Source organism: Pseudomonas sp. BN102 (assembly GCF_029871245.1).
In the GTDB taxonomy this organism is placed as follows: Bacteria; Pseudomonadota; Gammaproteobacteria; order Pseudomonadales; family Pseudomonadaceae; genus Metapseudomonas.
In genome coordinates this window covers 30,487-56,701 of sequence record NZ_SSON01000065.1, presented here as the reverse complement: position 1 = coordinate 56,701, position 26,215 = coordinate 30,487, and the positions used below count along the sequence as shown (strand labels likewise).

The following is a 26,215-nucleotide window of genomic DNA, read 5'->3' as shown; positions in this document are numbered from 1 at the left end:
TGATTCTTCTGCTCCAGGAGCCGCCCTCATGACGCCCCGCCCAGATCCAGTCCTGGACAATTACCGGGCCATCGCCGATGCCATCGCCACCCTGTTCTTCCCCCACGCCGAGGTGGTGTTGCACGACCTGCGCACGCAGAAGATCGACTACATCGCCAACAACATCTCCAAGCGCTGCATAGGCGACGACGCCGCGCTGGAGGACCTGCTCGGCGAAGAGGTGGGCGAGCGGAACATCGGCCCCTACGAGAAGCTCAACTGGGACGGCCAGAAGATCCGCTCGATGAGCACCGTGCTGCGCGACGCCCAGGGCGCGCCGATGGCCGTGCTCTGCGTCAACCTGAATATCTCCATGTTCGAAGCGGCCAAGGCCGCGCTGGACCTCTTCCTGTCCTCCAGCAAGCTCATCCCCCAGCCCGACGCCCTGTTCCGCGACGACTGGCAGGAGCGCATCAACACCTTCCTGCACAACTGGCTGCGCCAGCGTCAGCTCGGCCTCAACCTGCTGACCCGCGAACACAAGCGCGAACTGGTCCTGGCCCTGCACGCCGAAGGCGCCTTCAAGGGCAAGAGCGCCGCCAACTACGTGGCCAACGTCCTCAACATGGGCCGCGCCACCGTCTACAAGCACCTCAAGGAACTCAAGGAAGAGTCGGTCTGACGAGGCTCTCGTAACACAGAACCACTCAGGGGGTGTTGTCGGCCTCCGGCATCAATCGGCAACCCTGGTGCGGGCCGACCCATGCGGCGGTGTTGCTGCGGCCGAGGCCGCTGGCGGTCACGCGCTTGCGTTCGGCGTCGTCGAGGAAGCCGCTGGTGGGCACGTACTGCTTCACATAGCCCTGGCAATAGTCGGCCTCATTGCCCATCACATATCGGCAGGAGCAGTACTCCTTGGCGGTGTAGGCGCTGATGATGCCGGGGAAGGCGGCCAGGTGGGCGCGGTTCTGCCAGGCGAGGCCGGCAAGCAGGATCAGGGCCAGTACCAGCAGGCTGAGAGCGGGGCGGCGGGCGATCATGGCTGCACCTCCGGGGCGAACGCGGCCAGGGCCAGCTTGAGGAAGTCGTTGTGGCGGTAGCTGCCATCGCGATCATCGGCGTAGCGCACGATCACCAGCTTCTCGCTGGGCAGCACATAGAGCGCCTGGCCCCAGTGCCCAAGCGCGGCGAAGGCGTCTTCCGGCGCATCTGGCCAGGGCTTGGCGGCGCCCCGCACCTGAGCGTTCAGCCACCAATGGCCGCCGGGTACGGCGTCGCCCGGCTTGGTCGGATCGGGCTGGTAGTCGGAGAAGGGGGTGCGGTTGAAGGCCACCCAGTCCGTCGGCAGCAGCTGGCGATCACCCCAGCGGCCGCCGCGCTGCATCAGAAGGCCGACGCGGGCCAGGTCACGGGCGGTCAGGTAGCTGTAGGAGGAGCCCACGTAGGTGCCGGCCGCATCGGCTTCCCACACCGCCGAGCGGATGCCCAGGGGTTCGAACAACGCGGTCCAGGGATAGTCCGCGTAGGCCTGCTCGCCCATCATGCCGCGGAGGGCGGCGGAGAGCACATTGGTGTCGCCGCTCGAGTAGCGGAAACGTTTGCCGGGCACGGCGTCCAGCGGGTGCTCGGCGGCGAAGGCGGCCATGTCGCCGCGGCCGCGGGTGTAGAGCATGGCCACTACCGAGGACTTCAGCGGCGCGTACTCATAGTCCTCCTGCCAGGCCAGGCCCGAGGCCCAGTGCAGCAGATGGTCCAGCTGGACGTTGGGATGGCCGGCGAAGGCCGGGTAGTAGCGTGCCGCCGGCTCGTCCAGCTTGAATCGGCTCTCGCCATAGGCGACGCCGAGGACGCTGGCGAGCAGGCTCTTGCTCACCGACCAGCTCAGGTGCGGCGTCTCGGCGCGGGTTGGCCCAGCGTAGTGTTCGTAGATGAGTTCGCCGTCGCGGATCACCACCACCGCATCGCTGCGCACGCCCTTGCGCCCGGCGTCGTCGCGCGGGGGAAAGGCATAGGCCTCGAAGGCATGCACGACAGCGCCGGCGGGCTTGTCGCCCTGCTGCCAGTCGGCGGCGGGCCAGGTTTCGGCCTGGGCCAGGCCAGCGCAGAAGGCTAGGGCCAGACTCAGTCGGCGCAGCAGCGGGGAGGGCATCGGCGGGCCTCTTCTGATTATGAAAAGGCGCAACCTAGCACGGGCTTCATGACGGTAAAAAGCGCCGAACGCGCCGGCTCCTACGGCTGTTCGGCGCGATTGGTCAGTTCAGCGCGGCAGCCGGTAGTCGTCCGGGCCCATCAGGTCGATGCCGCACTCCAGGTTCTCGATCCAGTAAAGGAAGGCGCTGATCATTTCCTTGCCCACGAAGGGCCGGCCGTGCTGCGGCACGATCATCTCCACGTCCATGCCGCGCACCATCTCCGCCCAAAGGCGGCAGATCTTGTTGCTGGCCATGTAGCGCCGGTGGAAGCTCTCCATGTTCGGCACATGGTTGACGAAGTCGCGCACCGGGGTGGCGTCGTCCACCAGGGAGGCGCCCATGTCACCGGAGAAGAGGATGCGGCTCACGGGGTCGTAGAGCTGGAAATTGCCCACTGAGTGGAGGAAGTGCGCCGGCACCGCCTTGAGCTGGCAGCGACCGAGGGTGATGGAGTCGCCGCGGTCCGGCAGGGCGATGATGCGGTCGTAGGTGGAGATGCCGTGGCTGATGGCCAGGTAGTTGGCGGTCAGGTGCGGCAGGAAGCGCGCCCAGAGCTTGGAGCAGATCACCCGCGCGCGGGTGTGCAGCAGCCACTTGTCCAGGGAGGCGATGATGTCCGGGTCCTGGTGGGAGGCGAAGATGTAGGTCAGGTCCTGCACCGGCATGTGCTTGGACAGCTCCAGCGACAGCGGGGTGTACGTCAGGTCGCCGCCGGGGTCCAGCAGCAGGTACTGCTCATGGTCGGTGATCAGGAACTGGTTGGACTGCACGCCGTCGCCGCTGACCAGATCGTCGAACATCAGGCATTGATGGGTGCCGTTATCGAACAGCACGATGGGCTCGCGACGCATGGAAACCTCGAGTTGAAATGCGACGCGCAGATGTAAGGCATTTCCGATAGAGGCGTGCTGATCTGGGTCAAGAGGCACGGTCTGACTGTAGGTTGGGCTGAGCTACGCGAAGCCCAACACGCAAGGTCGGCGCGGGCAATCGTTGGGCTTCGCTGCGCTCAGCCCAACCTACGGGTGAGTCAGGCCATTCCCAGAGCGGACAACGCCTTCTCCAGGCGCTTGGCGCGAGGGCCGCTGGCGATATCCAGTACGCCCTGGTCGCGCTGCCACAGAGTCGCCCATTCGGCGGGGCCGGCGGCGAAGGCGGCGTCCAGTTCGGGCTTCACGGTCTTGAACTCGGCGAACAGCGCCGCCAGCAGCAGGTGCATGGCGGGTGCGGTGGCGCACTGGCGGCAAACTTCCGCGGCGCCGGTGAGCAGGGCCAGCAGGCGCAACTGCAGCGCCTGAGGCCAGGCGCTGTCGCGGCCCACGCCGTAGAACCAGGCGCAGAGCGCGCTCAGCACATGGAGGTCCTCGATGCTGCGGAAGGGCTTCACGTAGGCATCCCAGCCGTCGCCGGCCAGGCGTTCGCAATGGGCGCCGTCCAGGTGCAGGCGCGCATGGGGCACGTCGGGCATCAGCGGCAGCGGCTTGAGGGTTTCGATGCGCACGCCGGGGTCCCCATTGCGCACCACGGTCAGGGCCAGGCGCGGCGGTTGTCCTTCAGCCTCCTCGCGGGCCGCTACCAGAAGCCAGTCGGCGGCATCGGCGGCGGTGACGAAATCCTTGCGTCCAGAGAGGCTGAGACCGCTGAGGCGGGTCTGCATGTCCGCCGGGCGCACGCTGCGGTTCTCGGTGACGCACAAGGCCCCTAGGCTCAGCGGCGCCGACGGCCAGAGCAGGCGCAGGGCGCCCTGGTAACCGGCGAGGAAGGCCAGCCCCGGCGTGGGGGCCAGCTTGCCGCCGAGCACCGCCAGTTCGAAGGGCGTGACCTCGCCCAGGCGGTCGAGCAGGGCGCCGTACCAATCGTCCAGGGGTTGGCCGGAAGGCAGGCGGGCTGTGGCTTCGAGCAGGCGTTGCCAGGGCATGGAAGGCTCCTTGGGGGCTGTCATACAAGCATCATGGGACCGTCACGGTGGTGACACCGGGTCTACCTAGCCTGAGCTTGCACAACAAGATCGTCCGGCTGCAACCGGGATCTAGCCGGCCTACGGAGGCTTATTCATGACCCAGATCGCCATGACCCGCGACAGCGTCGCACCCCACGGGAAGAGCCCTCGCCGCCTGCGGGCCGAGCGCCTGGAAGGCATAGCCGCGATGCGCGAGGCGCAAGCCCTGCGCTTTGCCGTGTTCAGCGCCGAGTTCGACGCCAAGCTGAAAGGCGCCGAGTTCGGTCTCGACATGGATGACTACGATCCGCACTGCCAGCACATCGGCGTGCGCGACCTGGACAGCGGCGAACTGGTCGCCACCACCCGCCTGCTCGATCACCAGGCCGCCCGCGACCTAGGCCGCTTCTACAGCGAAGAGGAGTTCCGCCTCCACGGCCTTCGCGAGCTGCAGGGCCCGGTACTGGAGATCGGCCGCACCTGTGTCGCCCCGACCTACCGCAACGGCGCCACCATCGCCGTGCTCTGGGGTGAGCTGGCCGAAGTGCTGAACCAGGGCGGCTACAGCTACCTGATGGGCTGCGCCAGCATTCCCATGCAGGATGGCGGCATCCAGGCCAGGGCCATCATGCAGCGCCTGCGCGAGCGCCACCTCTGCACCGAGCACCTGCGTGCCGAGCCGAAGAACCCGCTGCCGGCGCTGGAATTGCCGGGCAACGTGATCGCCGAGCTGCCGCCGCTGCTCAAGGCCTACATGCGCCTGGGCGCGAAGATCTGCGGCGAACCCTGTTGGGACCCGGACTTCCAGGTGGCCGACGTGTTCATCCTGCTCAAGCGCGACGAGCTCTGCCCGCGCTACGCCCGTCACTTCAAGGCCGCGGTCTGAGGCTGTCCATGCTGAATTCCGCGCGCTTCTACGGGCGTGTCGCCCGCCTGCTCGCCGTGATCGGCCTGGGCCTCTCGCTGGCGGTCTGGGTCGGCCTGCTGGAGCGTTTCGCCCGCGGCGACCAGATGGCCACCCGGCAACGCCTGACCCGCTGGTTCCTCGCCCGCCTGGCCGGCGCCTTGCCGTTCCGCGTCAGCATCAACGGTCGCCTGCCCGAGGAACCGATGCTCTGGGTCAGCAACCATGTGTCCTGGACCGATATCCCGCTGCTCGGCGCCTTGGCGCCGCTGTCGTTCCTGTCCAAGGCCGAGGTGCGCACCTGGCCCGTCGCCGGCTGGCTGGCGCACAAGGCCGGTACCCTGTTCATCCGCCGCGGTTCGGGCGATAGCGGCCTGGTGGGGCAGCAACTCGGCCGTCACTTGGGTGAGGGGCGTCACCTGCTGATCTTCCCGGAAGGCACGACCACCGACGGTAGCCTGCTGAAGACCTTCCACAGCCGCCTGCTGACCAGCGCGGTGGAAACCGAAGTGCCGGTGCAGCCGGTAGCCATCCGCTACCTGCGTGATGGCGAGCGCGATGGGGTCGCGCCTTTCATAGGCGAGGACGACCTGCTGTCGCATCTGGTACGGCTGCTGCGCAGTGACCTGGCGGAGGTGCAGATCCAGCTGCTCGAGCCCATCCCCAGCCAGGGCCTCAGTCGTACTGTGTTGAGCCAGAAGGCGAAGAGCGCCGTGCAACGGGCGCTCTTCGGCGAGGAAGAAGAGGCGCTGGCGGCCTGAAGGGGCCCCAGCGTCGCTATTACCGATCAGCCCTGGCCGCTCGACCGCCAGTGGATCGGCGGCACCGTGAGGATGTCGCAGCCCAGCTCGCGCAGGGCTGCGTCGGCCACGCTGCCGATCAGCAGGCGTTTCATCCCCGTGAGCCCGCGCGTGCCCGTCACCAGCAGGTCGATGGCGTCACGCTCCACTACCCGGCGCAGGGCCGTCATCGGTTGGCCTTCCTCGACCAGGCGCTGGTCGACGAAGGCCTCCAGTTCTTCGCGAAGCAGGAATTCGTCCAGCGCCGCCCCGGCGCGACGGCGCTCATCGGCCGCATAGTCGCCTGGAATCGAGCCGGCTCCGGCGCCAGTCGCCAGCAGCATGGCGCCGCCGAGCGGGTCGAAGGCATGCAACGCCTTGGCGCCGGCCCTGGGCAGCAGGCCCAGCTCATGGGCGACGCGCGCGGCCTGGGCGGAAGCAGGGGAGCAGTCCAGCGCCAGGAGGGGCATTTTGTAGTCGGCGTCGGCTGCCTGGTTCGCTAATAGCACCGGCACATGGCTGGTGCGCACCAGGCGTTCCAGGGTGGTGCCGACGATGACGTCGCGCAGCGGGTTCTTGCGATGGCTGCCGACCACCAGCAGGTCAACGTCGGCAAAGCGGGTGCAGTCGGCGATGTGCTTGGCCGGGTCGCCGACTTCCACCCAGATTTCCGGGGCACGCCCGGCCAGTTCGGTGAAGAAGTCCAGCTGCTCATTCAGATAGCGACGGACCTGCTCGACTTCCAACTCGATCCGCAGCTGCGGCTGGTCTTCGTCGACCACATGGAGGATGAACCAAGGGCAGTCGAACTGCCGGGCCAGGCGAGCCGCTCGCCGCAGGGCGCGGTCGGAGCGGTTGGAAAGGTCTGTCGCCAACATCAGCGCTTTCATCGTGCACCTCCGGAATCGGGCTTCTGACCCCATTCCACTGCAGGTGTAGGAATTTTCCCTTGATGCAGGTCAAACGATGTTCGGCTGGCTGCCTGCGAATTGCTGGAGCTGTGGATAGAAACGGCGGAAATCTTCGCTCAAGGGCTGGTACAGGGCTTCCAGCTCGTCCATGGCCCCGGCCAGCGCCTCGGGACGCGAAAGGCGTCGCGCCATGCCGGCAATCACCAGCTCCAGGGTCTCGAAATCGCGATAGCTGCCCAGCCAGTCCTGGGCGGCCATGCGCGGGGCGATCAGCGCCAGGCGGCCGGGCAGCTGCGGTTCCGCGACCAGCACCTGATAGACGTGGCGGGTGAAGTCGTCCAGCGGCTCAGCGGCGTATTGCCCCCAGTCGCGGGCCAGACAGTGGTCGAAGAAGACGTCCATCAGAATGCCGGCGAAGCGTCGCCGTTCGGCGGGGAAACGCTGCTTGGCGAGGGTGATTAGGGGATGGCTGTCGGTGAACGCATCGATGCGCCGATGCAGGCGAATGGCGGCTTCGATGTCCGCCGGCCAGCGCCCGTCCAGCGGCCCTTTGACGAAGTCGCCATAGAGGCTGCCAAGCAGTTGCGCGGGCTGCGAGCCGCCGAGGTGGAGGTGGGCGAGGTAGTTCATTGGCCGAGCTTAACCCAAGGGCGTTCTATCATGACGGTCGATGATGACTATCGGCACAAACGATCTGCGTATCGTCTTTCATCGATATAAAGTTCGCTCCATCTCGATATACGAACCCGACCATGAGCACGTCCATAGACCTCGACGAAATCATCAAGGCGCTGGCCCACCCGGTGCGGCGGGAGATGCTGCAGTGGCTCAAGGACCCGGAGAAGTATTTCGTCGAACAGGACCACCCCTTCGAGATCGGCGTCTGCGCCGGCAAGTTCGACCAGCGCTGCGGGCTTTCCCAGTCAACCGTGTCGGCGCATCTGGCGACCTTGCAGCGCGCTGGGCTGGTTACGAGCCGCAAGGTGGGCCAATGGAACTTCTTCAAGCGCAATGAAGCCGTCATCGCTGAATTTCTTCGCCAGATGAGCGACGAGCTGTAACTGCAGCACCTGCCTACAACCCGAAATTTCCAAGGAGCAGGCCCATGCCTACTGCGCTTCTCGTCCTCGCCTTGTCCGCGTTTGCGATAGGCACCACCGAATTCGTCATCATGGGCCTGTTGCCCGAGGTGGCCTTTGATCTCGGCGTATCCATTCCGGGTGCCGGCTGGCTGGTTACCGGTTATGCACTGGGCGTGGCCATCGGCGCGCCGATCATGGCCATGGCCACCGCCAGGCTGCCACGCCGCAAGGCGCTACTGGTGCTGATGGGCGTGTTCATCATCGGCAATCTGCTCTGCGCCATCGCGGCCGACTACGGTCTGCTGATGCTGGCGCGGGTCGTTACCGCGCTCTGCCATGGTGCCTTCTTCGGTATCGGTTCGGTGGTGGCCGCCAGCCTTGTGCCGGCCAACCGCAAGGCCTCCGCCGTAGCCCTGATGTTCACCGGCCTGACCCTGGCCAACGTGCTCGGCGTGCCGCTCGGCACCGCCCTGGGCCAGGCCGCGGGTTGGCGCTCCACCTTCTGGGCGGTGACCCTGATCGGTGTGGTCGCGCTGATCGGTCTCTGGCGCGTGCTGCCCCGCCAGCATGACGAGGAGGCCACCGATATCCGTGCCGAGTTCGCCGCCCTGCGCGGTGCCGGGCTCTGGCTGGCACTGTCCACCACCGTGCTGTTCTCCGCGGCGGTGTTCTGCATCTTCACCTATGTCGCACCGCTGCTGGGCGAGGTGACCGGCGTCTCGCCCCGTGGGGTGACCTGGAGCCTGCTGCTGATCGGCCTGGGCCTGACCCTGGGCAATGTGATCGGCGGCCGCCTGGCTGACTGGAAGCTGGCGCAGACCCTGATGGGCGTGTTCGTTGCCCTGGCCATCGCCTCCAGCGTGCTGACCTGGACCATCGCCGCGCTGATCCCCACGGAAATCACCCTGTTCCTCTGGGCCACGGCCGCCTTCGCCGCGGTGCCGGCCCTGCAGGTCAATGTGGTGGCCTTCGGCAGCGCCGCGCCGAACCTGGTTTCCACCCTGAACATCGGTGCCTTCAACGTGGGTAACGCCCTCGGCGCCTGGATCGGCGGCCTGGTCATCAGCCAGGGCTTCGGCCTCACCACTGTTCCCCTGGCCGCTGCCGTGCTGGCGATCCTCGCCCTGATAGCGACCCTGCTCACCTTCAGCAACCGTACTCCCGAGCTGCAAGCAGCTCTCGACTGACCCGAGGTAACTGACATGACCACGCTCTTCGACCCGATCAAGATCGGCGACCTGGAACTCGCCAACCGCATCATCATGGCGCCGCTGACTCGCTGCCGCGCCGACGAGGGCCGCGTGCCCAACGCGTTGATGGCCGAGTACTACACCCAGCGTGCTTCCGCCGGGTTGATCATCAGCGAAGCCACTTCCGTGACCCCGCTGGGCGTCGGCTACCCGGATACCCCCGGCATCTGGTCCGACGACCAGGTGAAGGGCTGGAGCAACATTACCAAGGCGGTGCATGCCAACGGCGGCAAGATCGTCCTGCAGCTTTGGCACGTCGGTCGCATCTCCGACCCCAGCTACCTGGACGGCGAAGTGCCGGTGGCACCCAGTGCCATCGCCGCCAAGGGCCACGTTAGCCTGCTGCGCCCGCTGCGTGACTATCCGGTGCCGCGCGCCCTGGAAACAGAAGAGATCGCCGACATAGTCGAGGCCTACCGCGTGGGTGCCGAGAACGCCCAGGCCGCCGGCTTCGACGGGGTGGAGATCCACGCCGCCAACGGCTACCTGCTGGACCAGTTCCTCCAGGACAGCACCAACCAGCGCAACGACCAGTACGGCGGCTCCCTCGAAAACCGCGCGCGCCTGCTACTGGAAGTGACCGATGCGGCGATCAAGGTCTGGGGTGCCGGCCGCGTCGGCGTGCACCTGGCCCCACGTGCGGATTCCCACGACATGGGCGATTCCGACCTGGGTGGCACCTTCAGCTACGTCGCCCGCGAACTGGGCAAGCGTGGCGTGGCCTTCATCTGCGCCCGCGAGAAGGAAGGCGAGGACAGCCTGTCGCCGCAGCTCAAGGAAGCCTTTGGCGGCGTGTTCATCGCCAACGAACGCTTCACCAAGGGCAGCGCCGAAGCCTGGCTGGAAAGCGGCAAGGCCGATGCCGTGGCTTTCGGTGTCCCCTTCATCGCCAACCCGGACCTGCCCGAGCGCCTGCGCCTGGACGCGCCGCTGAACGAGCCGCGCCCCGAGCTCTTCTACGCCAAGGGCCCGGTGGGCTACATCGACTATCCGCGCCTGTAAACGTCAGTTGTCCAGCAAAGCCCCGTGCCGCAAGGCCGGGGCTTTTTTGTTCAGGGACAGATCTGGGGTCGGGCGTTGTGGGGGCGAATTCATTCGCCAAGGACCGCGCAGCGGTCCCGAGACATTTCCGCACGCGCAGACCTTCCGCCTGCCTGGCGAATGAATTCGCCCCTACAGGAGTTGTGCTGCGCACGAATCCGTCATCCTCTGGTAGCTTTGCACCCATCGCCTGCCAACCCGGCTGGATTTTCGCCGGCCTGCGGCGGAACCCAGCCGCGATCCGTGTGACCAATGGAGTCCGGCCGGAGTCTCTCCGCCGTCAGCGACATGCCAAAGGAAGCCCGCATGCACAGATCGATACGCCCCCTCATTGCCCTGCTCGGCGCCCTGGCCCTGCCGGTACAGGCCAGCTGGTACCTGGACAACGAGTCGTCGCGGATCTCCTTCATCTCCACCAAGGCCGGCAGCATCTCCGAGGTGCACCGTTTCCTCACCCTGCACGGCAAGATCGACAACGGCGGCAAGGCGCATATCAGCGTCGAGCTGGAGTCGGTCAGTACTGGAGTGCCCCTGCGCGACCAGCGCCTGCGCGAGCAGTTCTTCGAGATCGGCAAGTACCCCGAGGCCGAGGTCAGCGCCCAGCTCGACCTGCGTCCCATCACCGACCTGGCCCCCGGCGCCCAGCTGGAGCTCGGCCTGCCCTTGAAGGTGAAGCTCAGGGACCAGGAGCACGAGTACCGAGCGGAGCTGCTGGCCACGCGCCTGGATGACCGTCGCTTCCAGGTGGTGACCCTCGCGCCGCTGGTGCTGCAGGTGGAGGACTTCGGCCTGACCGCAGCGCTGGATGGCCTGCGCAAGTTGGCCGGCCTGCCGGGCATCAGCCTGTCGGTGCCGGTGGGCGCCGTGCTGATCTTCACGGCGCGCTGATGGGGCAGATCTTCCCCTGGAAGTCCGGCAACCGCTTCGAGCTGTTGATCGACGGCCCGCAGTTCTTCCCGACCATGCTCACGGCCATCGCCCGTGCCGAGTATCAGGTCGCGCTGGAGCTTTACCTGGTGGAAGACGGCAAGTGCAGCGATGCCCTGGTGGACGCTCTCTGCGTCGCCGCGGTGCGTGGCGTGCGGGTGCGTTGCCTGTTCGACGGCTTCGGCTGCCTGCGCCTGGGCGCGGGGCTGCGCGAGCGCCTGACCGAGTCCGGGGTGCTGTTGCAGTACTACAACCCCCTTCGCTGGCGGCGCGGGCTGAGCAACCTGTACCGCGACCACCGCAAGATCCTGGTGGTGGACGACCGCCTGGCCTTCATCGGCGGCACCGGCTCCACCGACGAATTCTGGGACCCCAGCCAGGAGACCAGTCGCTGGCATGAGGTGATGGTGGCCATCGAAGGACCGCTGGTGGCGCACTGGCAGCTGATCTTCGACTACCAGTGGCTGGCCAACCTCGGCCGCCGTCCCTGGAAACCGAGCGAAGCCCCGGGCCTGGCGCACCTGCCGCCTTACCCTGCGGTGGGCGAGGGCCTGGGCCGGCTGGCCTACGCCGATGCCAGCCAACACCGCGACATCGTCCAGTCGCTGGTGCGCAGCATCCGCACGGCGCGCAATCGCGTGTGGCTGGCGACCCCCTATTTCCTGCCGAGCTGGAAGGTCCGTCGCGCCCTGATCAAGGCCGCTCGACGCGGCGTCGAAGTGCGCCTGTTGCTCACCAGCCGGCACACCGACCATCCGCCCGTGCGCTTCGCCGGCCAGCGCTACTACCCACGCTTGCTGCGCGCCGGGGTGCGGATCTTCGAATACCAGCAGCGCTTCCTGCATCTGAAGCTGGTGGTGGTGGACGACTGGGTCAGCGTCGGCTCCTGCAACTTCGATCACTGGAACCTGCGCTTCAACCTGGAAGCCAACCTCGAAGCACTGGACCCGCAGTTCACCCAGGCGGTGGATGCCTGCATGCGCCAGGACTTCTCCGATAGCCGCGAAATCACCATGGATGACTGGCATGCCAGGCCCCTGATCAAGCGCCTGCGCCAACGGCTCTGGGGATGGTTGGACCGGCTGGTGGTGAACCTGCTCGACCGCCGCCGCTAGGCGCTCGGAAGCAGGGGCCGCACTTTCGTCGGGTGTGCGCAGGTCGACGCCGGGCTAGGCTTGCTCCACCACAACGAGAGGGAGTGGCTGCATGGGCCGCCGATACCTGCCGATCCTGCTGCTTTGTGCCGTGCTCGGCGGCTGTTCAACGCCGGGTGCGTTCTTCGGTGCCACTGAAGGGCCGCAGTTCCAGACGGCGGTGCCCAGTGACGGCGAGCAAGCGCTGGTCTACCTCTATCGGCCTCAGAGCGAATGGGCGGACCAGGAGCTGGAAGCCCCCGGCATTTTCCTCGACAACGAGCTGATTGGCAGTCTGCCGAGCAATGGCTACCTGGTGTTGGAGTTCGATGCTGCCAGCTACCAGCTGGAGATGCGCCGGCCGCTCTTCGGCAGCTACTGGACCCTGCTTGCCGACGGCCCGCTGGACTTCACCCTGATCACCTCCTTTGCCCTGGATGCGACGGCAGGACGCACCTACTACCTGCGCTACGACGAACTGGATCCGCCGCCGAAGAACAGCGAGCAGCCCGCTGCCGGCAACGGTCCGTTGCGGCTGGTGGATAAATCGCTGGGTGGCGATGAGATCACCGCCACCCGCCAGGTGCAGCCGAACGAGCGCATCGCCGCCAGCGGCCAGCGGGCGCGACCGCAACAGGGCTTCTGGCGCGGCGTCGGCCGGGCCCTGGACAAGATCGGCATCTGAAGCACCGCCCGTCCCTGTAGTAGGGGCCTATTACCCCGGTCCGAATGAGCCCGGGGATAATTGGCTAACCTTTGAAGCCCAGGGCTTCCAATCCAGGAGGAGGATGCGACATGGCCGCGAAGAAGATTCTGATGCTGGTAGGCGACTACGCCGAAGACTACGAAACCATGGTGCCCTTCCAGGCCCTGTCGATGGTCGGCCACACGGTGCATGCCGTATGCCCGGACAAGATCGCCGGGCAGAGTGTGCGCACCGCCATCCATGACTTCGAAGGTGACCAGACCTACAGCGAGAAGCCTGGCCACAACTTCGCCCTCAACTTCGACTTCGCCACGGTCAAGGCGGCGGACTACGACGCCCTGCTGATCCCGGGCGGCCGCGCGCCGGAGTACCTGCGCCTGAATGCCCGGGTACTGGAACTGGTCAAGGAGTTCGACAAGGCCGGCAAGCCCATCGCCGCCGTCTGCCATGGCGCTCAGCTGCTGGCCGCGGCGGGTGTGCTGGAAGGGCGCGAGTGCAGCGCCTACCCGGCCTGCGCGCCGGAAGTGCGCCTGGCCGGTGGCACCTTCGTGGATATCCCGGTGGATGCCGCCCACACCCAGGGCAATCTGGTGACCGCCCCGGCCTGGCCAGCCCATCCCGCCTGGCTGGCGGGCTTCCTCAAGCTGCTGGGGACGAAGATCGAACTGTAAAGCGCGTGGGTGGAAACCGCTCTTTGTCTCGACCGTCGATGTCATGCCGGACTCCGGTGGTGGATCGATGAAGCGTGATCCACCCTACACAAAGTTCATCGGCTGCGTTGCGGCAAACCGTCATCCAGGAGGCGCGCCATGTGCGAGCTGTACGTCAAGGCCGACCCGATCCTCTACGAGTCCCGCTCGCGCTCGTTGCGCATCCGCGGGGTGGTGACCACCCTGCGCCTGGAGAACCAGTTCTGGGACATCCTGCGGGAGATCGCCGAGCTGGAGGGCATGACCACCAACCAACTGATCACCAAGCTCTACGAAGAGGTGATGGACTACCGCGGCGAGGTGGTCAACTTCGCTTCCTTCCTGCGCGTCAGCTGCACCCGCTACCTGGCCCAGCGCCGCGCCACGGTCGTCGAACTGCCGAAGGCGCGGAGCGCGTCCTGATCAGCAGACCTGCTCCACCCAGTCGTTCAGGTTGTAGTAGTTGGTCACGCGGGCGATCTTGCCAACGTGGATATGGAAGAAGGCCCCGGCCGGCAGCACGTAGGTCTGGCCCTTGGCCGGCGGCAGCCCTTCGTCGTCGGCCAGGTACTGGCCGTGCACCACGAACTCGGCGGCGGCGCGACTGCCGTCGGCGTTCTGCATGATCACGATGTCGGAAAGCCGTTCCTTGTAGCAGCGGTTCATCTTGTCCATGAAGGCGGCGAAGGCGGCCTTGCCCATCTGCCGTTCACCCTGGTTGATGTCGTGCACCACGTCCTCGCTGAGCAGGGCGAGAAAGGCCGGCATGTTCCCGGCGTTGAAGGCATCGTAATAGGCTTGCACCAGTTCGGTAGCGGTCATGGTTGGGTTCCTGTCGCAATGGGGTCAGTCGGTCCGTGCCGGGCATGATAGGTTCTTGGCCCATACCCGGCTTAGCCAGGGGCGTCACCCACATCGCCAGAACGACCGCTTCCATGCATATCCGCCTGCTCCAGGGCGCCGCGATCGCGCCCCATATCGATGACCTCGCACGTCTGCGTCTTACGGTGTTCCGCGAATATCCCTACCTCTACGACGGCTCGCTGGAATACGAAGCACGTTACCTGGCCACCTATGCCGAGTCCCCAGAAAGCCTGTTCGTCCTGGCTCAGGACGGCGAGCGGGTGGTGGGAGCCTCCACCGGCCTGCCCATGGCGGACGAGACCGAGGAGTTCCAGCGCCCCTTCCGCGAGAAGGGCTGGGACCCGCAGCGAATCTTCTACTTCGGCGAGTCGGTGTTGTTGCCTGAATACCGTGGCAGTGGCCTCGGTGTGCGCTTCTTCGCCGAGCGCGAAGCCTATGCGCGACATCTGGGACGCTTCGGGCATTGCGCCTTCTGTGCGGTGGAGCGGCCGGCCGACCACCCGCGGCGCCCACCCGGCTACCAGCCGCTCAATGAGTTCTGGGCGCGGCGTGGTTATCGCCACCACCCGGAACTGCGCACCGAGTACCACTGGCGCGACCTGGACGAGCAAAGCGAATCGGCCAAACCCATGTCCTTCTGGCTCAAGGAGCTCACCCCATGATCAGGATCGCCGCCTGCCAGTACGCCATCGAGCTCCACGAAAGCTGGGAGGCCTATGCCGCCCACCTGGAAGGCCTCTGCGCTGAAGCGGCGGCTCGGGGCGCGAAGCTGCTGGTGCTACCGGAATACGCTGGCCTGGTTCTGGCGGGGCAGCTGCCGCAGGCGGAGCGCGGTGATCTGCAGGCGTCCATCGCCGGCATCCAACCGTTGTTGCAGGATTGGCGGGCCCTGTGCACCGGTATCGCGGCCAGGCTCGGCGTCTACCTGCAACCTGGCAGCCTGCCGGTGCGCGATGCCGATGGGCGCTACCGCAACCGCGCCTGGCTGTTCGGTCCGGGCGGCGAACTGGGCTTCCAGGACAAGCTGATCATGACCCGCTTCGAGCGCGAGCAATGGGGCATTGCGGCGGGGGAGGGGCTCAAGGTGTTCGACACGACCCTGGGACGCCTCGGCATCCTGATCTGCTATGACAACGAATTCCCACTGCTGGCGCACACCCTGGCCGAGGGGGGCGCCGACCTGATCCTCGCGCCCAGCTGCACCGACACCGAGGCTGGCTACCACCGGGTGCGCATTGGCGCCCAGGCCCGCGCTCTGGAAAACCAGATCGCCGTGCTGCAGGCGCCCACCGTGGGCCTGGCGCCTTGGTCGCCGGCCCTGGACGAAAATATCGGCCGCGCCGGCCTCTACGTGCCGCCGGACTACGGCATGCCGAGCGACGGGGTGATCGCCGAGAGCGCCGAGCTCTGTCCGGCCACCAGCCGCTGGCTGGTCTGCGACCTGGATCTGGAGGCGGTCCGCCGGGTGCGCGCCGAAGGCCAGGTATTCACCCGCCGCGATTGGCCGGAGCAGTTCGAGCAGGCGCGCCCAATTGCAGGCTGATCTCCCGTGCTGCCGCGCCTTCCGGGCTGGCGCGACAGCTTGCAGTCAGAAGTCCCGGAAGAAGGGGGCCGCCAGTTCGGCGTAGCGACGCGCACCGGTTTCGTTCAGGTGGTGCTTGTCGTAGTAGATGAGGGTGTTGTCGAAGAACGGCGCCGAGGAAAACAGCGGCGCTGCGGAAAGGTCGAGGAAACGTGCGGACGGGTGCCTGGCGACAATGTCCGCGATTGTGCGGTTGGCTGCCTGCCATTGGTCGTTGAGCTTGCGGCTGATCGGCAGGTGCAGTTGGGCGAACCGGTCCATGCGCTGCATGTCCGAGTCGAACATCGGTAGCTGAGCCATCACAAGCACCTTCTGGTCCCTGGCGTCGGTAGCTTCGAGGAATTGCTCGAAGGCCTGCAGGAATGCCGGGCTCTGGACCTGGTACTGCCACATTGCTGCGATCACGATTTTGTCCGCACTGCGGATCAAGGGCGCCGCAGCGGCGATCTGGGCGGTGCACGCTGGCTGGGCCCAGTCGGGCAGGCGTGCGAAGTCGAATCCCTGGATAGTCACGCAGCTGCTGCCAGTAATGATCCGGGCAGCGGAGTGGTTGATCCTGCCTAACTGGTCGAAGAATAGATTCAATTGCGCTGCGTGGCTGTCGCCGAGGACCAGGAGCGTCTCCTTGCCCGCCCGGTCACCCCGGATGCAGTCGCCGACTATCTTGCCGTGGCAGATTTCCGCATCCACCGCATAGCGCGTCTGTTCGACGGGGAGCGGCGCGACCATGGAGCGATTGACTTTGCTGGAGGTGGCGATCAGTGGAACCGCCACGATGCCCAGCACCAGGACCCGCGCCAGCGTGGCGCGACGATCGCGGGCGGAGCGGAAAGGCCGCTCGATCCAGCGGTAGGACAGGTAGGATAAGCCGAGGGTGAGCAGCGCGAACCACAGCAACTCGACAGGCAGGAGCTCATACCGTCCGGTGTAGTAGCGGATCCCCGCCAGGACTGGCCAGTGCCAGAGGTAGAGCGAGTAGGAGAGGCCACCGATCCAGACCATGGGGCGCGTGGACAGGAAACGGCTGACCGGCCCGTGCCGCGAGGCCATCATCAGCGCCGCGCCCAGGCAGGGCAGAAGCGCTATCCAGCCCGGGAAGGCGCGGGATTCGTCGATCCAAACCAGGCTGCCGATCACGGCCGCCAGGCCGAGCCAGGCCAGGGCGCTGGCAAGGCGGGGGGAAGACAGGCCGCCGGGCCGCAATACCGTAAGGCAGGAGCCGACGAGGAATTCGGGGATGCGCGCCAGGAGGGAAAAGTAAGTGGCCTGGCGGTTTGCGGCATCGGCGAGGCGGTAACTCACGTAGGCCGTCACCAGCACTGCCAGGGTGGGTAGCAACCACTTGTACAGGCGTGCCGGGATCAGGACCAGAAACAGCGGCAGGATCAGGTAGAACTGCATCTCCACGGCCAGGGACCAGATGTGCAGCAGGGGAAGCTCATGGGCACTGGGGGCGAAGTAGTCGCCGAAGCCGGCGAAATAATGGTTGCTGTTGAAGTAGAGCGCCGCGTTGAGGCTCTTCTTGAAGTAACTGAAATCGGCTGGAGTCAGCAGTGCGGACATCACGCCAGCCACCACCGTCAGCAGCACCAGGTAGGCAGGGACGATGCGCCTTAACCGGCCCAGGTAGAAATCCTTGAAGCTGAAGCGGCCGTCCGCCCGCTGGCGCAGGATGATGGAGGTAATCAGAAAGCCGGAAATCACCAGGAAGATATCGACGCCGATGAATCCGCCCGGGAGCCAGGCCTTGTTCGCATGGAAGATGATCACCGCCAGCACGGCGATGGCGCGTAGCCCCTGGATGTCACTGCGCATCGAGAGATCGGCCAGTGGCAGGTTGCCAGGATTGGAGGCCGCGGCGCCCTTGCGGACAGTTGAGCCGACATAGGTGTTCATGCTGGGCAGATCATCCTGGAAATTCGGTAGTCATTCGCGCCGGCAGGTTTCCGGGGTGGCCGGGAAGTGCATGGCAAATGAAATGCCCGGCATTGTGCCGGGCATTTTTTCTTGCGTCAGTGGATCATTTCACTTCCACCGCCAGGTTCTCGGCGATCTTCTTCTGCCAGATCGCCGGGCCGGTGATGTGCACCGACTCGCCGTTGGTGTCGACCGCAACGGTCACCGGCATGTCTTTCACGTCGAACTCGTAAATGGCTTCCATACCCAGTTCGGCGAAGGCCAGGACCTTGGACTTCTTGATCGCCTGGGCCACCAGGTAGGCAGCACCGCCGACGGCCATCAGGTACACGGCCTTGTTGTCCTTGATCGCGTCGATGGCGATGGGGCCGCGCTCGGACTTGCCGATCATGCCCAGCAGGCCTGTGCTCTCGAGGATCTGGCGGGTGAACTTGTCCATCCGGGTCGCGGTGGTCGGGCCAGCCGGACCAACCACTTCGTCACCGACCGGATCGACCGGGCCGACGTAGTAGATGAAGCGGCCCTTCAGGTCCACCGGCAGTTCTTCACCCTTGTTCAGCATGTCGACCATGCGCTTGTGCGCGGCGTCGCGGCCGGTGAGCATCTTGCCGTTGAGCAGGATGGTCTCGCCCGGCTTCCAGCTCTGCACTTCTTCCGGGGTGATGCTGTTCAGGTCGACGCGGCGCGCGGACGGGCCGGCTTCCCAGACGATTTCCGGGTAGGCGTCCATCGGCGGTGCTTCCAGCTCAGCCGGGCCGGAGCCGTCGAGCACGAAGTGGGCGTGACGGGTGGCGGCGCAGTTGGGGATCATGCACACCGGCAGCGAGGCGGCGTGGGTCGGGTAGTCCATGATCTTGACGTCGAGCACGGTGGTCAGGCCGCCCAGGCCCTGGGCGCCGATGCCCAGCTGGTTGACCTTCTCGAACAGCTCGAGGCGCATTTCCTCGATCTTGTTCTGCGGGCCGCGGGCTTTCAGCTCATGGATGTCGATGGATTCCATCAGCACTTCCTTGGCCATCACCGCGGCTTTCTCGGCGGTGCCGCCGATGCCGATACCGAGCATGCCCGGCGGGCACCAGCCGGCGCCCATGGTCGGGACGGTCTTCAGCACCCAGTCGACGATGGAGTCGGACGGGTTGAGCATGGCCATCTTCGACTTGTTCTCGGAGCCGCCGCCCTTGGCTGCGACGTCCACTTCCACTGTGTTGCCGGGGACGATGGAGTAGTGGATGACCGCCGGGGTGTTGTCCTTGGTGTTCTTACGGGCGCCGGCCGGGTCGGCCAGGATGGACGCGCGCAGGACGTTCTCGGGCAGGTTGTAGGCGCGACGCACGCCCTCGTTGATCATGTCGTCGACGCTCATGGTGGCGCCGTCCCAGCGCACGTCCATGCCGACGCGGACGAACACGGTGACGATACCGGTGTCCTGGCAGATCGGGCGGTGGCCGGTGGCGCACATGCGCGAGTTGATCAGGATCTGCGCCATGGAATCGCGCGCGGCGGGCGACTCTTCGCGCAGGTAGGCCTCGTGCATGGCCTGGATGAAATCCACGGGGTGGTAGTAGGAGATGAACTGCAGGGCGTCGGCGACACTCTGGATCAGATCGTCTTGCTTGATCACGGTCATGGGTGCGCTCCTCTTAGAACGGGAACATCAGGGAAGCGCCGGACCACGACCCGGCGCGCGAGGCTAAAAAGGCGCGGCAGTATAGCGCGTGGTACCGGCCGGGCACAGTCGTCGGTAGTCGACCTTGGTCGGTTGTCGGACACTTCCTACGCACTATGAAATTTGTGATCACAAGGGTACATTGAAGGCATGGTGCCATCACGGGAGGGAGCCCATGAGCCCATCCAGCCAGCGGATAAGCCATAGAGCCTTGCAGAGTCTGCTGCTGAAGCGCTTTGGCATGGCCGTGGCCACCTACACGATGATTCTGCTGCTGTGCTCGGTGGCCCTGCTGGGCGGCCTGTTCCGAGTCCCGGCATCCACCGCCATGCTTGGCGTCGGTCTGGTGGCCCTCTCCCAGCTCGTGCTGTTCTGGCTGTTCAGCAGCGGGCGCAACCTGCAGTTCAGCGACCCCAGCCTGACCGAGCTACAGGTCCTGCTCGCCCTCGGCTGGCATACCTGGCTGATGTCCATGGTCGACAGCGCCCGCGGTGCGCTGGTAGTGATCTACGTGCTGATCATGCTGTTCGGCATATTCCAGCTCAAACCGAGGGTCTTCACCCGCTGCGCGGCGTTCGCCTTCTTCGCCTTCGCCGGCCTCAACCTGTTCGAAGCCTATCGGATGCAACTGGCCGAGCCGGCACTGGCACTGCTGCAGGTCTGTGTGCTGTTCGTGCTGATGGTCTGGCTGAGCCTGTTCGCCAGCTATGTTCAGGCCCTGCGTCAGCGCATGCGCCAGCGCCGCTTCGCGTTGCAGGCGCACCAGGACACCCTGCGGGGCATGATGCGCCAGTTGGAGGACCTGGTGGCCACCGACGAGCTGACCGGGCTGTTCAACCGCCGCCACTTCCTGCGTCTGGCCAGTCGCGAGCTGGACAGCCTGGCGCCGAACCGCCAGCACGGCCTGGCGCTGATCGACCTCGACCATTTCAAGCGGATCAACGATGTCCACGGCCACGCCGCCGGTGACCGGGTGCTGCAGACCTTCGCCGCGGTAGCGCGGGCCTGCCTGCGCGACGGTGATGTACTGGCGCGCTACGGCGGCGAGGAGTTCGTGCTGCTCTTGCCCAACGGCGACGCGGACCGCCTCACCGCCTGCTGCGAGCGCCTGCGCGAAGCTTTTGCCTGCGCCGAGCCGGTGGGCGTGCAGGTCGAGCGGTTGAGCCTCTCGGCGGGCATGACCCTGCTGGTCGCCGGGGAAGATCTGGATGATGCGCTGCAGCGTGCGGATCAGGCACTCTATCGGGCAAAGCGCGGCGGACGTAACCGCTGCGACGCCGCCTGGGAGGGGCAGGGTGCCTGAACTCGAAGTTGCCGGAAAACGCTGGACCGTGGCGCCTGCCAGCAACCTGCTGGATGCACTCAATGCAGGGGGCTGCAAGGTGCCCTACAGTTGCCGTGCGGGCAGTTGCCATGCCTGCCTGGTCCGTTGCCTGTCCGGCGAGCCGGCGGACGCCAAGCCGGAAGCCCTCGACCGCCTCCAGCGCGCCGAAGGTTGGCGGTTGTCCTGCCAGTGCCTGGTGGTGCAGGACCTGGTGGTGGAAGTGTTCGACCCGGCCCGCGATGGCATCGAGGCGCAGGTGGCGAGCCTCGACTGGCCAGCCCCGGATGTCCTGCGCCTGCGTCTCGCACCTTCCCGGCCGCTGCGTTACAGCGCGGGCCAGCACCTGCTGCTGTGGAACGATGAGGGCATCGCCCGGCCCTATTCCCTGGCCAGCCTGCCCGGCGTCGAGGACTGGCTGGAATTCCACCTGGATTGCCGAAGTCCCGGCCTGTTCAGCGACCGCGCGCGGCGCCTGGCGCCGGGCGACCGGCTGCGCCTCGGCGAGCTGCATGGCGGCGCGCTTCACTACGACCCGGCCTGGGACACGCGACCCCTGCTGTTCCTCGCTTCGGGCACTGGCCTGGCGCCGCTCTGGGGCTTGTTGCGCGAAGCCCTGCGGCACCATCACCAGGGGCCTATCCGCGTCATTCACCTGGCCCATGGGCCCAGCGGGCATTACCTGGCCGAGCCCTTGGCGGAGCTGACCGCAGCCCACCCCGGCCTGGCATTGCAGCTGATTACTCCGGCCGAGCTGCCGGAGGTTTTGGCGCAATTCCGCCTTGTTTCCCGCCAGACCATCGCCTTACTCTGCGGCGATCCCGCCAGCGTCGAGGATTTCGCGCGCCGGCTCTACTTGGCCGGCCTGCCGCGCAACCAGTTGCTGGCCGATACCTTCCTGACCCGCGAAGTCTGAGCGGGCACTAGAACATCGAGGATTTCCATGAGCGAGCACATTCTGGTCGAGCGCGAGCAGGGCCTGCTGACACTGCGTATGAATCGTCCGGACAAGAAGAACGCCCTGACCCGCGCGATGTATAGCCGCATGGCCGAGGTGCTGGATGCGGCGCAGGAGGATCGAGAGGTCCGCGCGGTGCTGATCACCGGTAGTGAAGAGTGCTTCACCAGCGGCAACGACATTGTCGACTTCCTTCAGGAGCCGCCGTCGAGCATGGACAGCCCGGTGTTCCAGTTCATGCGCGCGCTGTTCGATTTCCGCAAGCCGGTGGTGGCAGCGGTCAGCGGTCCGGCGGTGGGCATCGGCACCACCCTGCTGTTGCACTGCGACCTGGTCTACGTCAGTTGCGACGCCAAGCTGAAAATGCCCTTCGTCAACCTCGGCCTGTGCCCCGAGTTCGGCTCCAGCCTGATCCTGCCGCGCCTGCTCGGCCATGCGAAGGCGGCAGAGCTGCTGCTGCTGGGCGAGGGGTTCACCGGCGAGCAGGCGGCCAGTTGGGGCATCGCCAACTCCGCCCTGGAAAATGGCGCCGTGACCTTTGCTCGTGCCAAGGAAGCAGCGCTGCGCTTCCTCGATCTGGCGCCTTCGGCACTGGAGGACAGCAAGCGCCTGATGCAGGCGCCGGGACGCGAGGAGCTGCGCCGGGTGATCAGCGAGGAGGGCGAGCTGTTCGGCCAGCGCTTGCGTTCGCCGGAAGCGGTGGAGGCGCTGTCGGCCTTCACCCAGCGGCGCAAGCCGGATTTCTCGAAGTTCGTGTGAACCTGAAGGGCCTGCCGGGGCGAACCTGGCTTGTAGGGGCGAATTCATTCGCCAAGGGCAGCTCCGCTGCCCCCCTCGGCTTTGCGGGGCAGACCTTCGGCCTGCTTGGCGAATGAATTCGCCCCTACAGGGTTTCAGTCCACACCATGAAAAAAGCCGCCCCGAAGGGCGGCTTTTTCGTTCCAGTCCGGGTCAGACCAACAGGTCGCCGACGTGGAGGATCTTCATGGTGTTGGTGCCGCCTTGGGTGGTGTAGCTGTCGCCCTTGGTCAGGATCACCCAGTCGCCCTTGGTCACCACGCCGCGCTGCAGCAATTCGTCCACGGCCATCTGGCTGACCTTTTCCGGGGGCAGTGCAGCAGCGTCGAAGGGGATGGTCTCGACGCCACGGAACAGCGCCACGCGGGCCTGGGTCTCGCGGTGCGGAGAGTAGGCGTAGATCGGCACCGAGGAGCGGATGCGCGACATGATCAGCGGGGTGTAGCCGCTTTCGGTCAGACAGATGATGGCTTTGATGCCGGGGAAATGGTTGGCGGTGTACATCGACGCCAGGGCGATGCTCTCGTCGCAGCGCTCGAAGGTATTGCCGATGCGGTGGCCGGAGCGGCGGGTGTCCGGGTGCTTCTCGGCGCCCTGGCAGATGCGCGCCATGGCCTGCACGGCTTCCACCGGGTATTCGCCGGCGGCGCTTTCGGCCGAGAGCATCACGGCGTCTGTGTAGTCGAGCACGGCGTTGGCTACGTCCGAGACTTCCGCGCGGGTCGGCATCGGGCTGTGGATCATCGACTCCATCATCTGGGTCGCGGTGATCACGGCTTTGTTGTAGCGGCGGGCGTGCAGGATGATCTTCTTCTGGATGCCCACCAGCTCGGCATCGCCGATTTCCACGCCGAGGTCGCCACGGGCCACCATCACCGCGTCGCTGGCGCGGATCAGGCCGTCGAGGGCTTCGTCGTCGGCCACGGCTTCGGCGCGTTCGATCTTGGCGACCAGCCAGGCCTTGCCACCGGCCTCGTCGCGCAGGCGGCGGGCCAGTTCCATGTCGGCGGCATCACGGGGGAAGGACACGGCCAGGTAGTCCAGTTCCATTTCCGCAGCCAGCTTGATGTCGGCCTTGTCCTTGGCGGTCAGGGCCGGGGCGGTGAGGCCGCCGCCGCGACGGTTGATGCCCTTGTGGTCGGACAGCGGGCCGCCGATCAGTACGCGGCAGTGCAGTTCGTCGGCGCTGGTGCCTTCCACACGCATGACCACGCGGCCGTCGTCCAGCAGCAGTTCATCGCCCACGCCGCAGTCCCTGACCAGGTCCGGGTAGTCGATGCCCACCACTTCCTGGTTGCCGGCGTCGCGCGGATGGGTGACGGAGAAGCGGAACGTGTCGCCTTCCTTCAGTTCGATGCGCTTGTTGGTGAACTTGGCGATGCGGATCTTCGGCCCCTGCAGGTCGCCGAGCAGGGCGACGAAGCGGCCGTGCTTGGCGGCCAGCTCGCGGACCAGTCGGGCGCGTGCCTTGTGTTCCTCGGGGCTGCCGTGGGAGAAGTTCAGGCGGGCGACGTTCAGCCCGGCGATGATCAGTTGCTCCAGGACCTCCGGGGAGTTGCTGGCCGGGCCGAGGGTGGCGACGATTTTGGTGCGGCGGAAGGGCATGCGAAGACTCCATTTTTCAAGCAGAGCCCGAGGCTACTACGCGAGGAAACTGTAGTCATTGTTACTTTTCACTACCCGCTGAATTGTTTCAGGTGGCCCGCCAGACGGTGTCAGGGACGGTCCTGGTTGAGTGCCTGGTCGAGGTGTCGCGAGGCCTTGCCGGCCAGGTCGCTGGCGGGGAACTGCACCAGCAATCGGCGCAGGTAGCCGATGGCCTTGTCGCGGTTGGCATGGGGATTGTCCGGCGCCAGGTACATCAGCCCCAGCTGGTAGAGCGCCTTCTCCTTGATATCCGGCTGCACATGGGCGTCGGAGAGGGCCAGCAGGTAGAGTTCTTCGGCTTCGGCGACGCGGTCCTTGAGCACGGCGCGGCGGGACAGCAGGGTCATGTCGGGGTCCAGGCCCGCCTGGTAGAGGTCCAGGTTGTCGCTCGGCTGCCAGCTTGCGAGCAGCTCGCGGGAGCTTTTCTGCACCGGCTCCCTTGCCCGCTGGCCGATGATCAGGATGCGCGCCGCGGCCCGTTCGGCGGCGCGGCTGGTGGGGAATTCGTTCAGTACCCGCTCCAGGTAGGCCAGCGCCTTGGCATCGTCGCGCTGGTCGTTGTAGCGGCTCATGTAGATCAGACCGATCTGGTAGAGGGCGATGGCGCGGACGTCATCGCTGAACTTGTCGTCGCGGTAGCCCACCAGGTAGAGCTCTTCCGCCTCAGGGCTCTTGGCGTCGCGTATGGCAATGGCGCTGTAGGTGAGCAGGTCGCCTTCCTCCTCCACCGCGGCGGCCATGCGCTTGCTCTTCATGGCCTTGTATTCCACCACTTCGTTGGTAGTGACCTGGGCGATGAACAGCGGGGTGGTGGGTGAACAGGCGCCCAGCAGGAGGCAGAGGGCGAGCAGGGCAGGACGCTTGGAATGCATGGCTGGACCGGGGCCGTTGGCGACCCCGGCAGTCTAGCAGTGGCCGGTCGCCACCTGCGGTAGGAGCCGGCAGGACCAATCGGAGGTTATGCTTGGCGACGGCTTTTGCCCGGCGGCCTGAAGAAGCGGCGCGCCTGGCCGATATCCTCGTGGACGGAGGAATTACCCATGCGAACCCTGATCATCCTCACCCTGCTGGCGGCCACGGCGGGCTGCACCCGCTGGTCCCTCGACCATCACCTGAACAATGCCTATAGCTCCTATGAGGATGGCGATTGCGCGGACGTGATGCTCGAGCTGTCCAAGGCCGAGCGCAAGAGCCGTTCCCGTCAGTACCTGCAGCCGGAAATCTCGCTGCTGCGCGGGCAGTGCCTGGAGCGCCAGAAACTCTTCGTCGATGCGGCGCAGACCTACCAGTTCATCATCGCCCGTTACCCGACCAGCGAGTACGCTTACCGGGCCAAGGCGCGCCTGGAGACACTGCAGCAGCTCGGCCGCCTGGGTAGCAGCACGGCAAGGACCCATTCTGCGCCGCTCTGACCTCCCGCAAGGCCGTCGGTCGTTGCCGGCTTGAGCCGCGCCTGGCCATGGCTAAGCTGACCCTCTACCCAAGGAGACATGGAATGCGTCACCTGTTGTGTTGCCTGCTGCTGGCTCCCGCGGTTGCCAGTGCCGAGATCTATCGCTGGACCGATGCCCAGGGGCAAGTGCATTTCAGCGAAAAGCCCCGGGCCGGGGCCGAGCAGGTGACGGTGAAACCCCAGGTGGTGGAGCGGGACCAGGCCACCCGGGAGCGCGAGGAGCGCGCAGCGAAATTCTACGACGCGCGTCGCGACGAGCAGGCGGTCGCCGCCACCCGGGCCGCACAGGCGCGCGAGCAGCTGCAGAAAAGGTGCGGCGAACTGCGCGAGCAACAGGATCAGCTGAGCGACGGCGGGCCTTTCTATCGGCTCGACGAGCGGGGCGAGCGACACTACTACACTGATGGGCAGATCGAGACCATCCGTCGCCAGCTCGCACAGAGCATGGCGCGCGAATGCCAGTGAAGGTTGGTCCAG

General features: G+C 66.2%; 29 protein-coding genes. 18 read left to right on the top strand and 11 right to left on the bottom strand.

The window, feature by feature from the left end:
- Window positions 1-28 precede the first annotated feature (28 nt).
- Entirely contained in the window at window positions 29-661 is a 633-nt protein-coding gene (locus tag E8F12_RS13500; protein ID WP_280325764.1) for a PAS domain-containing protein, read from the top strand.
- Between the two features lie 25 nt (window positions 662-686).
- Here E8F12_RS13500 and E8F12_RS13495 read toward each other — a convergent pair whose 3' ends face one another.
- The 4 genes from E8F12_RS13495 to E8F12_RS13480 form a co-directional block, all read right to left on the bottom strand.
- Window positions 687-1,019, bottom strand: coding sequence for an amidase (locus E8F12_RS13495; protein ID WP_280325763.1), 333 nt, complete (start codon window positions 1,017-1,019; stop codon window positions 687-689).
- The gene (locus tag E8F12_RS13490) at window positions 1,016-2,128 is read right to left on the bottom strand and encodes a serine hydrolase (RefSeq protein ID WP_280325762.1); all 1,113 of its coding nucleotides are present in this window, start codon (window positions 2,126-2,128) and stop codon (window positions 1,016-1,018) included. Before E8F12_RS13490 ends, E8F12_RS13495 begins: the two co-directional genes overlap by 4 nt.
- A 108-nt stretch (window positions 2,129-2,236) precedes the next feature.
- Window positions 2,237-3,022, bottom strand: coding sequence for an MBL fold metallo-hydrolase (locus tag E8F12_RS13485; RefSeq protein WP_280325761.1), 786 nt, complete (start codon window positions 3,020-3,022; stop codon window positions 2,237-2,239).
- Between the two features lie 179 nt (window positions 3,023-3,201).
- Window positions 3,202-4,089: an acyl-CoA dehydrogenase family protein gene (locus E8F12_RS13480; RefSeq protein WP_280325760.1), complete on the bottom strand. Its 888-nt coding sequence runs from the start codon at window positions 4,087-4,089 to the stop codon at window positions 3,202-3,204.
- A 136-nt stretch (window positions 4,090-4,225) separates the two neighbouring features.
- On the opposite strand from E8F12_RS13480, the gene olsB reads away from it, so the two are divergent.
- Together olsB and E8F12_RS13470 are read left to right on the top strand one after the other, a co-directional pair.
- Window positions 4,226-4,996, top strand: coding sequence for an L-ornithine N(alpha)-acyltransferase (gene olsB / locus E8F12_RS13475; RefSeq protein WP_280325759.1), 771 nt, complete (start codon window positions 4,226-4,228; stop codon window positions 4,994-4,996).
- Between the two features lie 8 nt (window positions 4,997-5,004).
- The gene (locus tag E8F12_RS13470) at window positions 5,005-5,775 is read left to right on the top strand and encodes a lysophospholipid acyltransferase family protein (RefSeq protein WP_280325758.1); all 771 of its coding nucleotides are present in this window, start codon (window positions 5,005-5,007) and stop codon (window positions 5,773-5,775) included.
- Window positions 5,776-5,801: 26 nt separating this feature from the next.
- Here E8F12_RS13470 and E8F12_RS13465 read toward each other — a convergent pair whose 3' ends face one another.
- Together E8F12_RS13465 and E8F12_RS13460 are read right to left on the bottom strand one after the other, a co-directional pair.
- The gene (locus tag E8F12_RS13465) at window positions 5,802-6,683 is read right to left on the bottom strand and encodes a universal stress protein (protein WP_280325757.1); all 882 of its coding nucleotides are present in this window, start codon (window positions 6,681-6,683) and stop codon (window positions 5,802-5,804) included.
- A gap of 69 nt (window positions 6,684-6,752) precedes the next feature.
- On the bottom strand, window positions 6,753-7,334 hold the full coding sequence (locus E8F12_RS13460) for an ACP phosphodiesterase (RefSeq protein ID WP_280325756.1): 582 nt from the start codon (window positions 7,332-7,334) through the stop codon (window positions 6,753-6,755).
- Window positions 7,335-7,456: 122 nt separating this feature from the next.
- Here E8F12_RS13460 and E8F12_RS13455 point away from each other — a divergent pair, with 122 nt between their 5' ends.
- The 8 genes from E8F12_RS13455 to E8F12_RS13420 all read left to right on the top strand — a co-directional run bounded on the left by E8F12_RS13455 (window position 7,457) and on the right by E8F12_RS13420 (window position 13,955).
- Window positions 7,457-7,765: a helix-turn-helix transcriptional regulator gene (locus E8F12_RS13455; RefSeq protein WP_280325755.1), complete on the top strand. Its 309-nt coding sequence runs from the start codon at window positions 7,457-7,459 to the stop codon at window positions 7,763-7,765.
- Between the two features lie 44 nt (window positions 7,766-7,809).
- Window positions 7,810-8,973 (top strand): MFS transporter, encoded by a 1,164-nt coding sequence (locus E8F12_RS13450; RefSeq protein WP_280325754.1) that lies wholly within the window; start codon window positions 7,810-7,812, stop codon window positions 8,971-8,973.
- Between the two features lie 15 nt (window positions 8,974-8,988).
- Window positions 8,989-10,038: an alkene reductase gene (locus E8F12_RS13445; protein ID WP_280325753.1), complete on the top strand. Its 1,050-nt coding sequence runs from the start codon at window positions 8,989-8,991 to the stop codon at window positions 10,036-10,038.
- A 345-nt stretch (window positions 10,039-10,383) separates the two neighbouring features.
- Window positions 10,384-10,965: a YceI family protein gene (locus E8F12_RS13440; RefSeq protein ID WP_280325752.1), complete on the top strand. Its 582-nt coding sequence runs from the start codon at window positions 10,384-10,386 to the stop codon at window positions 10,963-10,965.
- Window positions 10,962-12,119, top strand: a complete 1,158-nt coding sequence (locus tag E8F12_RS13435; RefSeq protein WP_280325920.1) for a phosphatidylserine/phosphatidylglycerophosphate/cardiolipin synthase family protein — start codon at window positions 10,962-10,964, stop codon at window positions 12,117-12,119. Before E8F12_RS13440 ends, E8F12_RS13435 begins: the two co-directional genes overlap by 4 nt.
- A 91-nt stretch (window positions 12,120-12,210) precedes the next feature.
- Window positions 12,211-12,822 carry a DUF2846 domain-containing protein gene (locus E8F12_RS13430; protein ID WP_280325750.1) on the top strand — a complete coding sequence of 204 codons (612 nt, stop codon included), beginning with the start codon at window positions 12,211-12,213 and terminating at the stop codon, window positions 12,820-12,822.
- A gap of 110 nt (window positions 12,823-12,932) precedes the next feature.
- Window positions 12,933-13,514, top strand: a complete 582-nt coding sequence (locus tag E8F12_RS13425; RefSeq protein ID WP_280325749.1) for a DJ-1/PfpI family protein — start codon at window positions 12,933-12,935, stop codon at window positions 13,512-13,514.
- Window positions 13,515-13,652: 138 nt separating this feature from the next.
- Window positions 13,653-13,955, top strand: a complete 303-nt coding sequence (locus E8F12_RS13420) for a ribbon-helix-helix domain-containing protein (protein WP_280325748.1) — start codon at window positions 13,653-13,655, stop codon at window positions 13,953-13,955.
- Here E8F12_RS13420 and E8F12_RS13415 read toward each other — a convergent pair whose 3' ends face one another.
- Window positions 13,956-14,354 carry a nuclear transport factor 2 family protein gene (locus E8F12_RS13415; RefSeq protein ID WP_280325747.1) on the bottom strand — a complete coding sequence of 133 codons (399 nt, stop codon included), beginning with the start codon at window positions 14,352-14,354 and terminating at the stop codon, window positions 13,956-13,958.
- Between the two features lie 113 nt (window positions 14,355-14,467).
- Here E8F12_RS13415 and E8F12_RS13410 point away from each other — a divergent pair, with 113 nt between their 5' ends.
- Window positions 14,468-15,058 carry a GNAT family N-acetyltransferase gene (locus E8F12_RS13410; protein WP_280325746.1) on the top strand — a complete coding sequence of 197 codons (591 nt, stop codon included), beginning with the start codon at window positions 14,468-14,470 and terminating at the stop codon, window positions 15,056-15,058.
- Window positions 15,055-15,939 carry a carbon-nitrogen hydrolase family protein gene (locus E8F12_RS13405; protein WP_280325744.1) on the top strand — a complete coding sequence of 295 codons (885 nt, stop codon included), beginning with the start codon at window positions 15,055-15,057 and terminating at the stop codon, window positions 15,937-15,939. Before E8F12_RS13410 ends, E8F12_RS13405 begins: the two co-directional genes overlap by 4 nt.
- A gap of 45 nt (window positions 15,940-15,984) precedes the next feature.
- On the opposite strand, the gene E8F12_RS13400 is transcribed toward E8F12_RS13405, so the two are convergent.
- Together E8F12_RS13400 and E8F12_RS13395 are read right to left on the bottom strand one after the other, a co-directional pair.
- On the bottom strand, window positions 15,985-17,874 hold the full coding sequence (locus E8F12_RS13400) for an acyltransferase family protein (protein ID WP_280325743.1): 1,890 nt from the start codon (window positions 17,872-17,874) through the stop codon (window positions 15,985-15,987).
- 124 nt (window positions 17,875-17,998) lie between these two features.
- Window positions 17,999-19,522, bottom strand: coding sequence for a fumarate hydratase (locus E8F12_RS13395; protein ID WP_280325742.1), 1,524 nt, complete (start codon window positions 19,520-19,522; stop codon window positions 17,999-18,001).
- A 214-nt stretch (window positions 19,523-19,736) separates the two neighbouring features.
- Between E8F12_RS13395 and E8F12_RS13390 the strand changes: the two genes are divergently transcribed.
- Genes E8F12_RS13390 through E8F12_RS13380 form a run of 3 tightly spaced genes read left to right on the top strand, consistent with a single transcriptional unit; the run spans window position 19,737 to window position 22,599 of the window.
- Window positions 19,737-20,864, top strand: a complete 1,128-nt coding sequence (locus E8F12_RS13390; RefSeq protein ID WP_280325741.1) for a GGDEF domain-containing protein — start codon at window positions 19,737-19,739, stop codon at window positions 20,862-20,864.
- Window positions 20,857-21,798: an iron-sulfur-binding ferredoxin reductase gene (locus tag E8F12_RS13385; protein ID WP_280325740.1), complete on the top strand. Its 942-nt coding sequence runs from the start codon at window positions 20,857-20,859 to the stop codon at window positions 21,796-21,798. Before E8F12_RS13390 ends, E8F12_RS13385 begins: the two co-directional genes overlap by 8 nt.
- 27 nt (window positions 21,799-21,825) lie before the next feature.
- Window positions 21,826-22,599, top strand: a complete 774-nt coding sequence (locus E8F12_RS13380) for an enoyl-CoA hydratase (protein WP_280325738.1) — start codon at window positions 21,826-21,828, stop codon at window positions 22,597-22,599.
- Between the two features lie 192 nt (window positions 22,600-22,791).
- Here the strand turns inward: E8F12_RS13380 and pyk are convergent, their stop codons facing one another.
- Together pyk and E8F12_RS13370 are read right to left on the bottom strand one after the other, a co-directional pair.
- Window positions 22,792-24,243, bottom strand: a complete 1,452-nt coding sequence (gene pyk / locus E8F12_RS13375; protein ID WP_280325737.1) for a pyruvate kinase — start codon at window positions 24,241-24,243, stop codon at window positions 22,792-22,794.
- A gap of 110 nt (window positions 24,244-24,353) precedes the next feature.
- Entirely contained in the window at window positions 24,354-25,157 is an 804-nt protein-coding gene (locus E8F12_RS13370; protein WP_280325736.1) for a tetratricopeptide repeat protein, read from the bottom strand.
- Window positions 25,158-25,325: 168 nt separating this feature from the next.
- Between E8F12_RS13370 and E8F12_RS13365 the strand changes: the two genes are divergently transcribed.
- Together E8F12_RS13365 and E8F12_RS13360 are read left to right on the top strand one after the other, a co-directional pair.
- A complete protein-coding gene (locus E8F12_RS13365) occupies window positions 25,326-25,697 on the top strand; it encodes a tetratricopeptide repeat protein (protein ID WP_280325735.1) in 372 nt (123 codons plus the stop codon).
- Between the two features lie 83 nt (window positions 25,698-25,780).
- Window positions 25,781-26,203 (top strand): DUF4124 domain-containing protein, encoded by a 423-nt coding sequence (locus tag E8F12_RS13360; protein WP_280325734.1) that lies wholly within the window; start codon window positions 25,781-25,783, stop codon window positions 26,201-26,203.
- The last annotated feature ends 12 nt before the right edge of the window (window positions 26,204-26,215 follow it).

Coding starts and splice junctions, on each gene's coding strand:
- E8F12_RS13430 (WP_280325750.1), top strand. CDS start 12,211: ATGGGCCGCCGATACCTGCCGATCCTGCTGCTTTGTGCCGTGCTCGGC.
- E8F12_RS13480 (WP_280325760.1), bottom strand. CDS start 4,089: ATGCCCTGGCAACGCCTGCTCGAAGCCACAGCCCGCCTGCCTTCCGGC.
- E8F12_RS13415 (WP_280325747.1), bottom strand. CDS start 14,354: ATGACCGCTACCGAACTGGTGCAAGCCTATTACGATGCCTTCAACGCC.
- E8F12_RS13440 (WP_280325752.1), top strand. CDS start 10,384: ATGCACAGATCGATACGCCCCCTCATTGCCCTGCTCGGCGCCCTGGCC.
- olsB (WP_280325759.1), top strand. CDS start 4,226: ATGACCCAGATCGCCATGACCCGCGACAGCGTCGCACCCCACGGGAAG.
- E8F12_RS13370 (WP_280325736.1), bottom strand. CDS start 25,157: ATGCATTCCAAGCGTCCTGCCCTGCTCGCCCTCTGCCTCCTGCTGGGC.
- E8F12_RS13410 (WP_280325746.1), top strand. CDS start 14,468: ATGCATATCCGCCTGCTCCAGGGCGCCGCGATCGCGCCCCATATCGAT.
- E8F12_RS13425 (WP_280325749.1), top strand. CDS start 12,933: ATGGCCGCGAAGAAGATTCTGATGCTGGTAGGCGACTACGCCGAAGAC.
- E8F12_RS13405 (WP_280325744.1), top strand. CDS start 15,055: ATGATCAGGATCGCCGCCTGCCAGTACGCCATCGAGCTCCACGAAAGC.
- E8F12_RS13450 (WP_280325754.1), top strand. CDS start 7,810: ATGCCTACTGCGCTTCTCGTCCTCGCCTTGTCCGCGTTTGCGATAGGC.
- E8F12_RS13465 (WP_280325757.1), bottom strand. CDS start 6,683: ATGAAAGCGCTGATGTTGGCGACAGACCTTTCCAACCGCTCCGACCGC.
- E8F12_RS13470 (WP_280325758.1), top strand. CDS start 5,005: ATGCTGAATTCCGCGCGCTTCTACGGGCGTGTCGCCCGCCTGCTCGCC.
- E8F12_RS13485 (WP_280325761.1), bottom strand. CDS start 3,022: ATGCGTCGCGAGCCCATCGTGCTGTTCGATAACGGCACCCATCAATGC.
- E8F12_RS13500 (WP_280325764.1), top strand. CDS start 29: ATGACGCCCCGCCCAGATCCAGTCCTGGACAATTACCGGGCCATCGCC.
- E8F12_RS13365 (WP_280325735.1), top strand. CDS start 25,326: ATGCGAACCCTGATCATCCTCACCCTGCTGGCGGCCACGGCGGGCTGC.
- E8F12_RS13400 (WP_280325743.1), bottom strand. CDS start 17,874: ATGAACACCTATGTCGGCTCAACTGTCCGCAAGGGCGCCGCGGCCTCC.
- pyk (WP_280325737.1), bottom strand. CDS start 24,243: ATGCCCTTCCGCCGCACCAAAATCGTCGCCACCCTCGGCCCGGCCAGC.
- E8F12_RS13380 (WP_280325738.1), top strand. CDS start 21,826: ATGAGCGAGCACATTCTGGTCGAGCGCGAGCAGGGCCTGCTGACACTG.
- E8F12_RS13445 (WP_280325753.1), top strand. CDS start 8,989: ATGACCACGCTCTTCGACCCGATCAAGATCGGCGACCTGGAACTCGCC.
- E8F12_RS13495 (WP_280325763.1), bottom strand. CDS start 1,019: ATGATCGCCCGCCGCCCCGCTCTCAGCCTGCTGGTACTGGCCCTGATC.
- E8F12_RS13390 (WP_280325741.1), top strand. CDS start 19,737: ATGAGCCCATCCAGCCAGCGGATAAGCCATAGAGCCTTGCAGAGTCTG.
- E8F12_RS13360 (WP_280325734.1), top strand. CDS start 25,781: ATGCGTCACCTGTTGTGTTGCCTGCTGCTGGCTCCCGCGGTTGCCAGT.
- E8F12_RS13490 (WP_280325762.1), bottom strand. CDS start 2,128: ATGCCCTCCCCGCTGCTGCGCCGACTGAGTCTGGCCCTAGCCTTCTGC.
- E8F12_RS13455 (WP_280325755.1), top strand. CDS start 7,457: ATGAGCACGTCCATAGACCTCGACGAAATCATCAAGGCGCTGGCCCAC.
- E8F12_RS13420 (WP_280325748.1), top strand. CDS start 13,653: ATGTGCGAGCTGTACGTCAAGGCCGACCCGATCCTCTACGAGTCCCGC.
- E8F12_RS13395 (WP_280325742.1), bottom strand. CDS start 19,522: ATGACCGTGATCAAGCAAGACGATCTGATCCAGAGTGTCGCCGACGCC.
- E8F12_RS13460 (WP_280325756.1), bottom strand. CDS start 7,334: ATGAACTACCTCGCCCACCTCCACCTCGGCGGCTCGCAGCCCGCGCAA.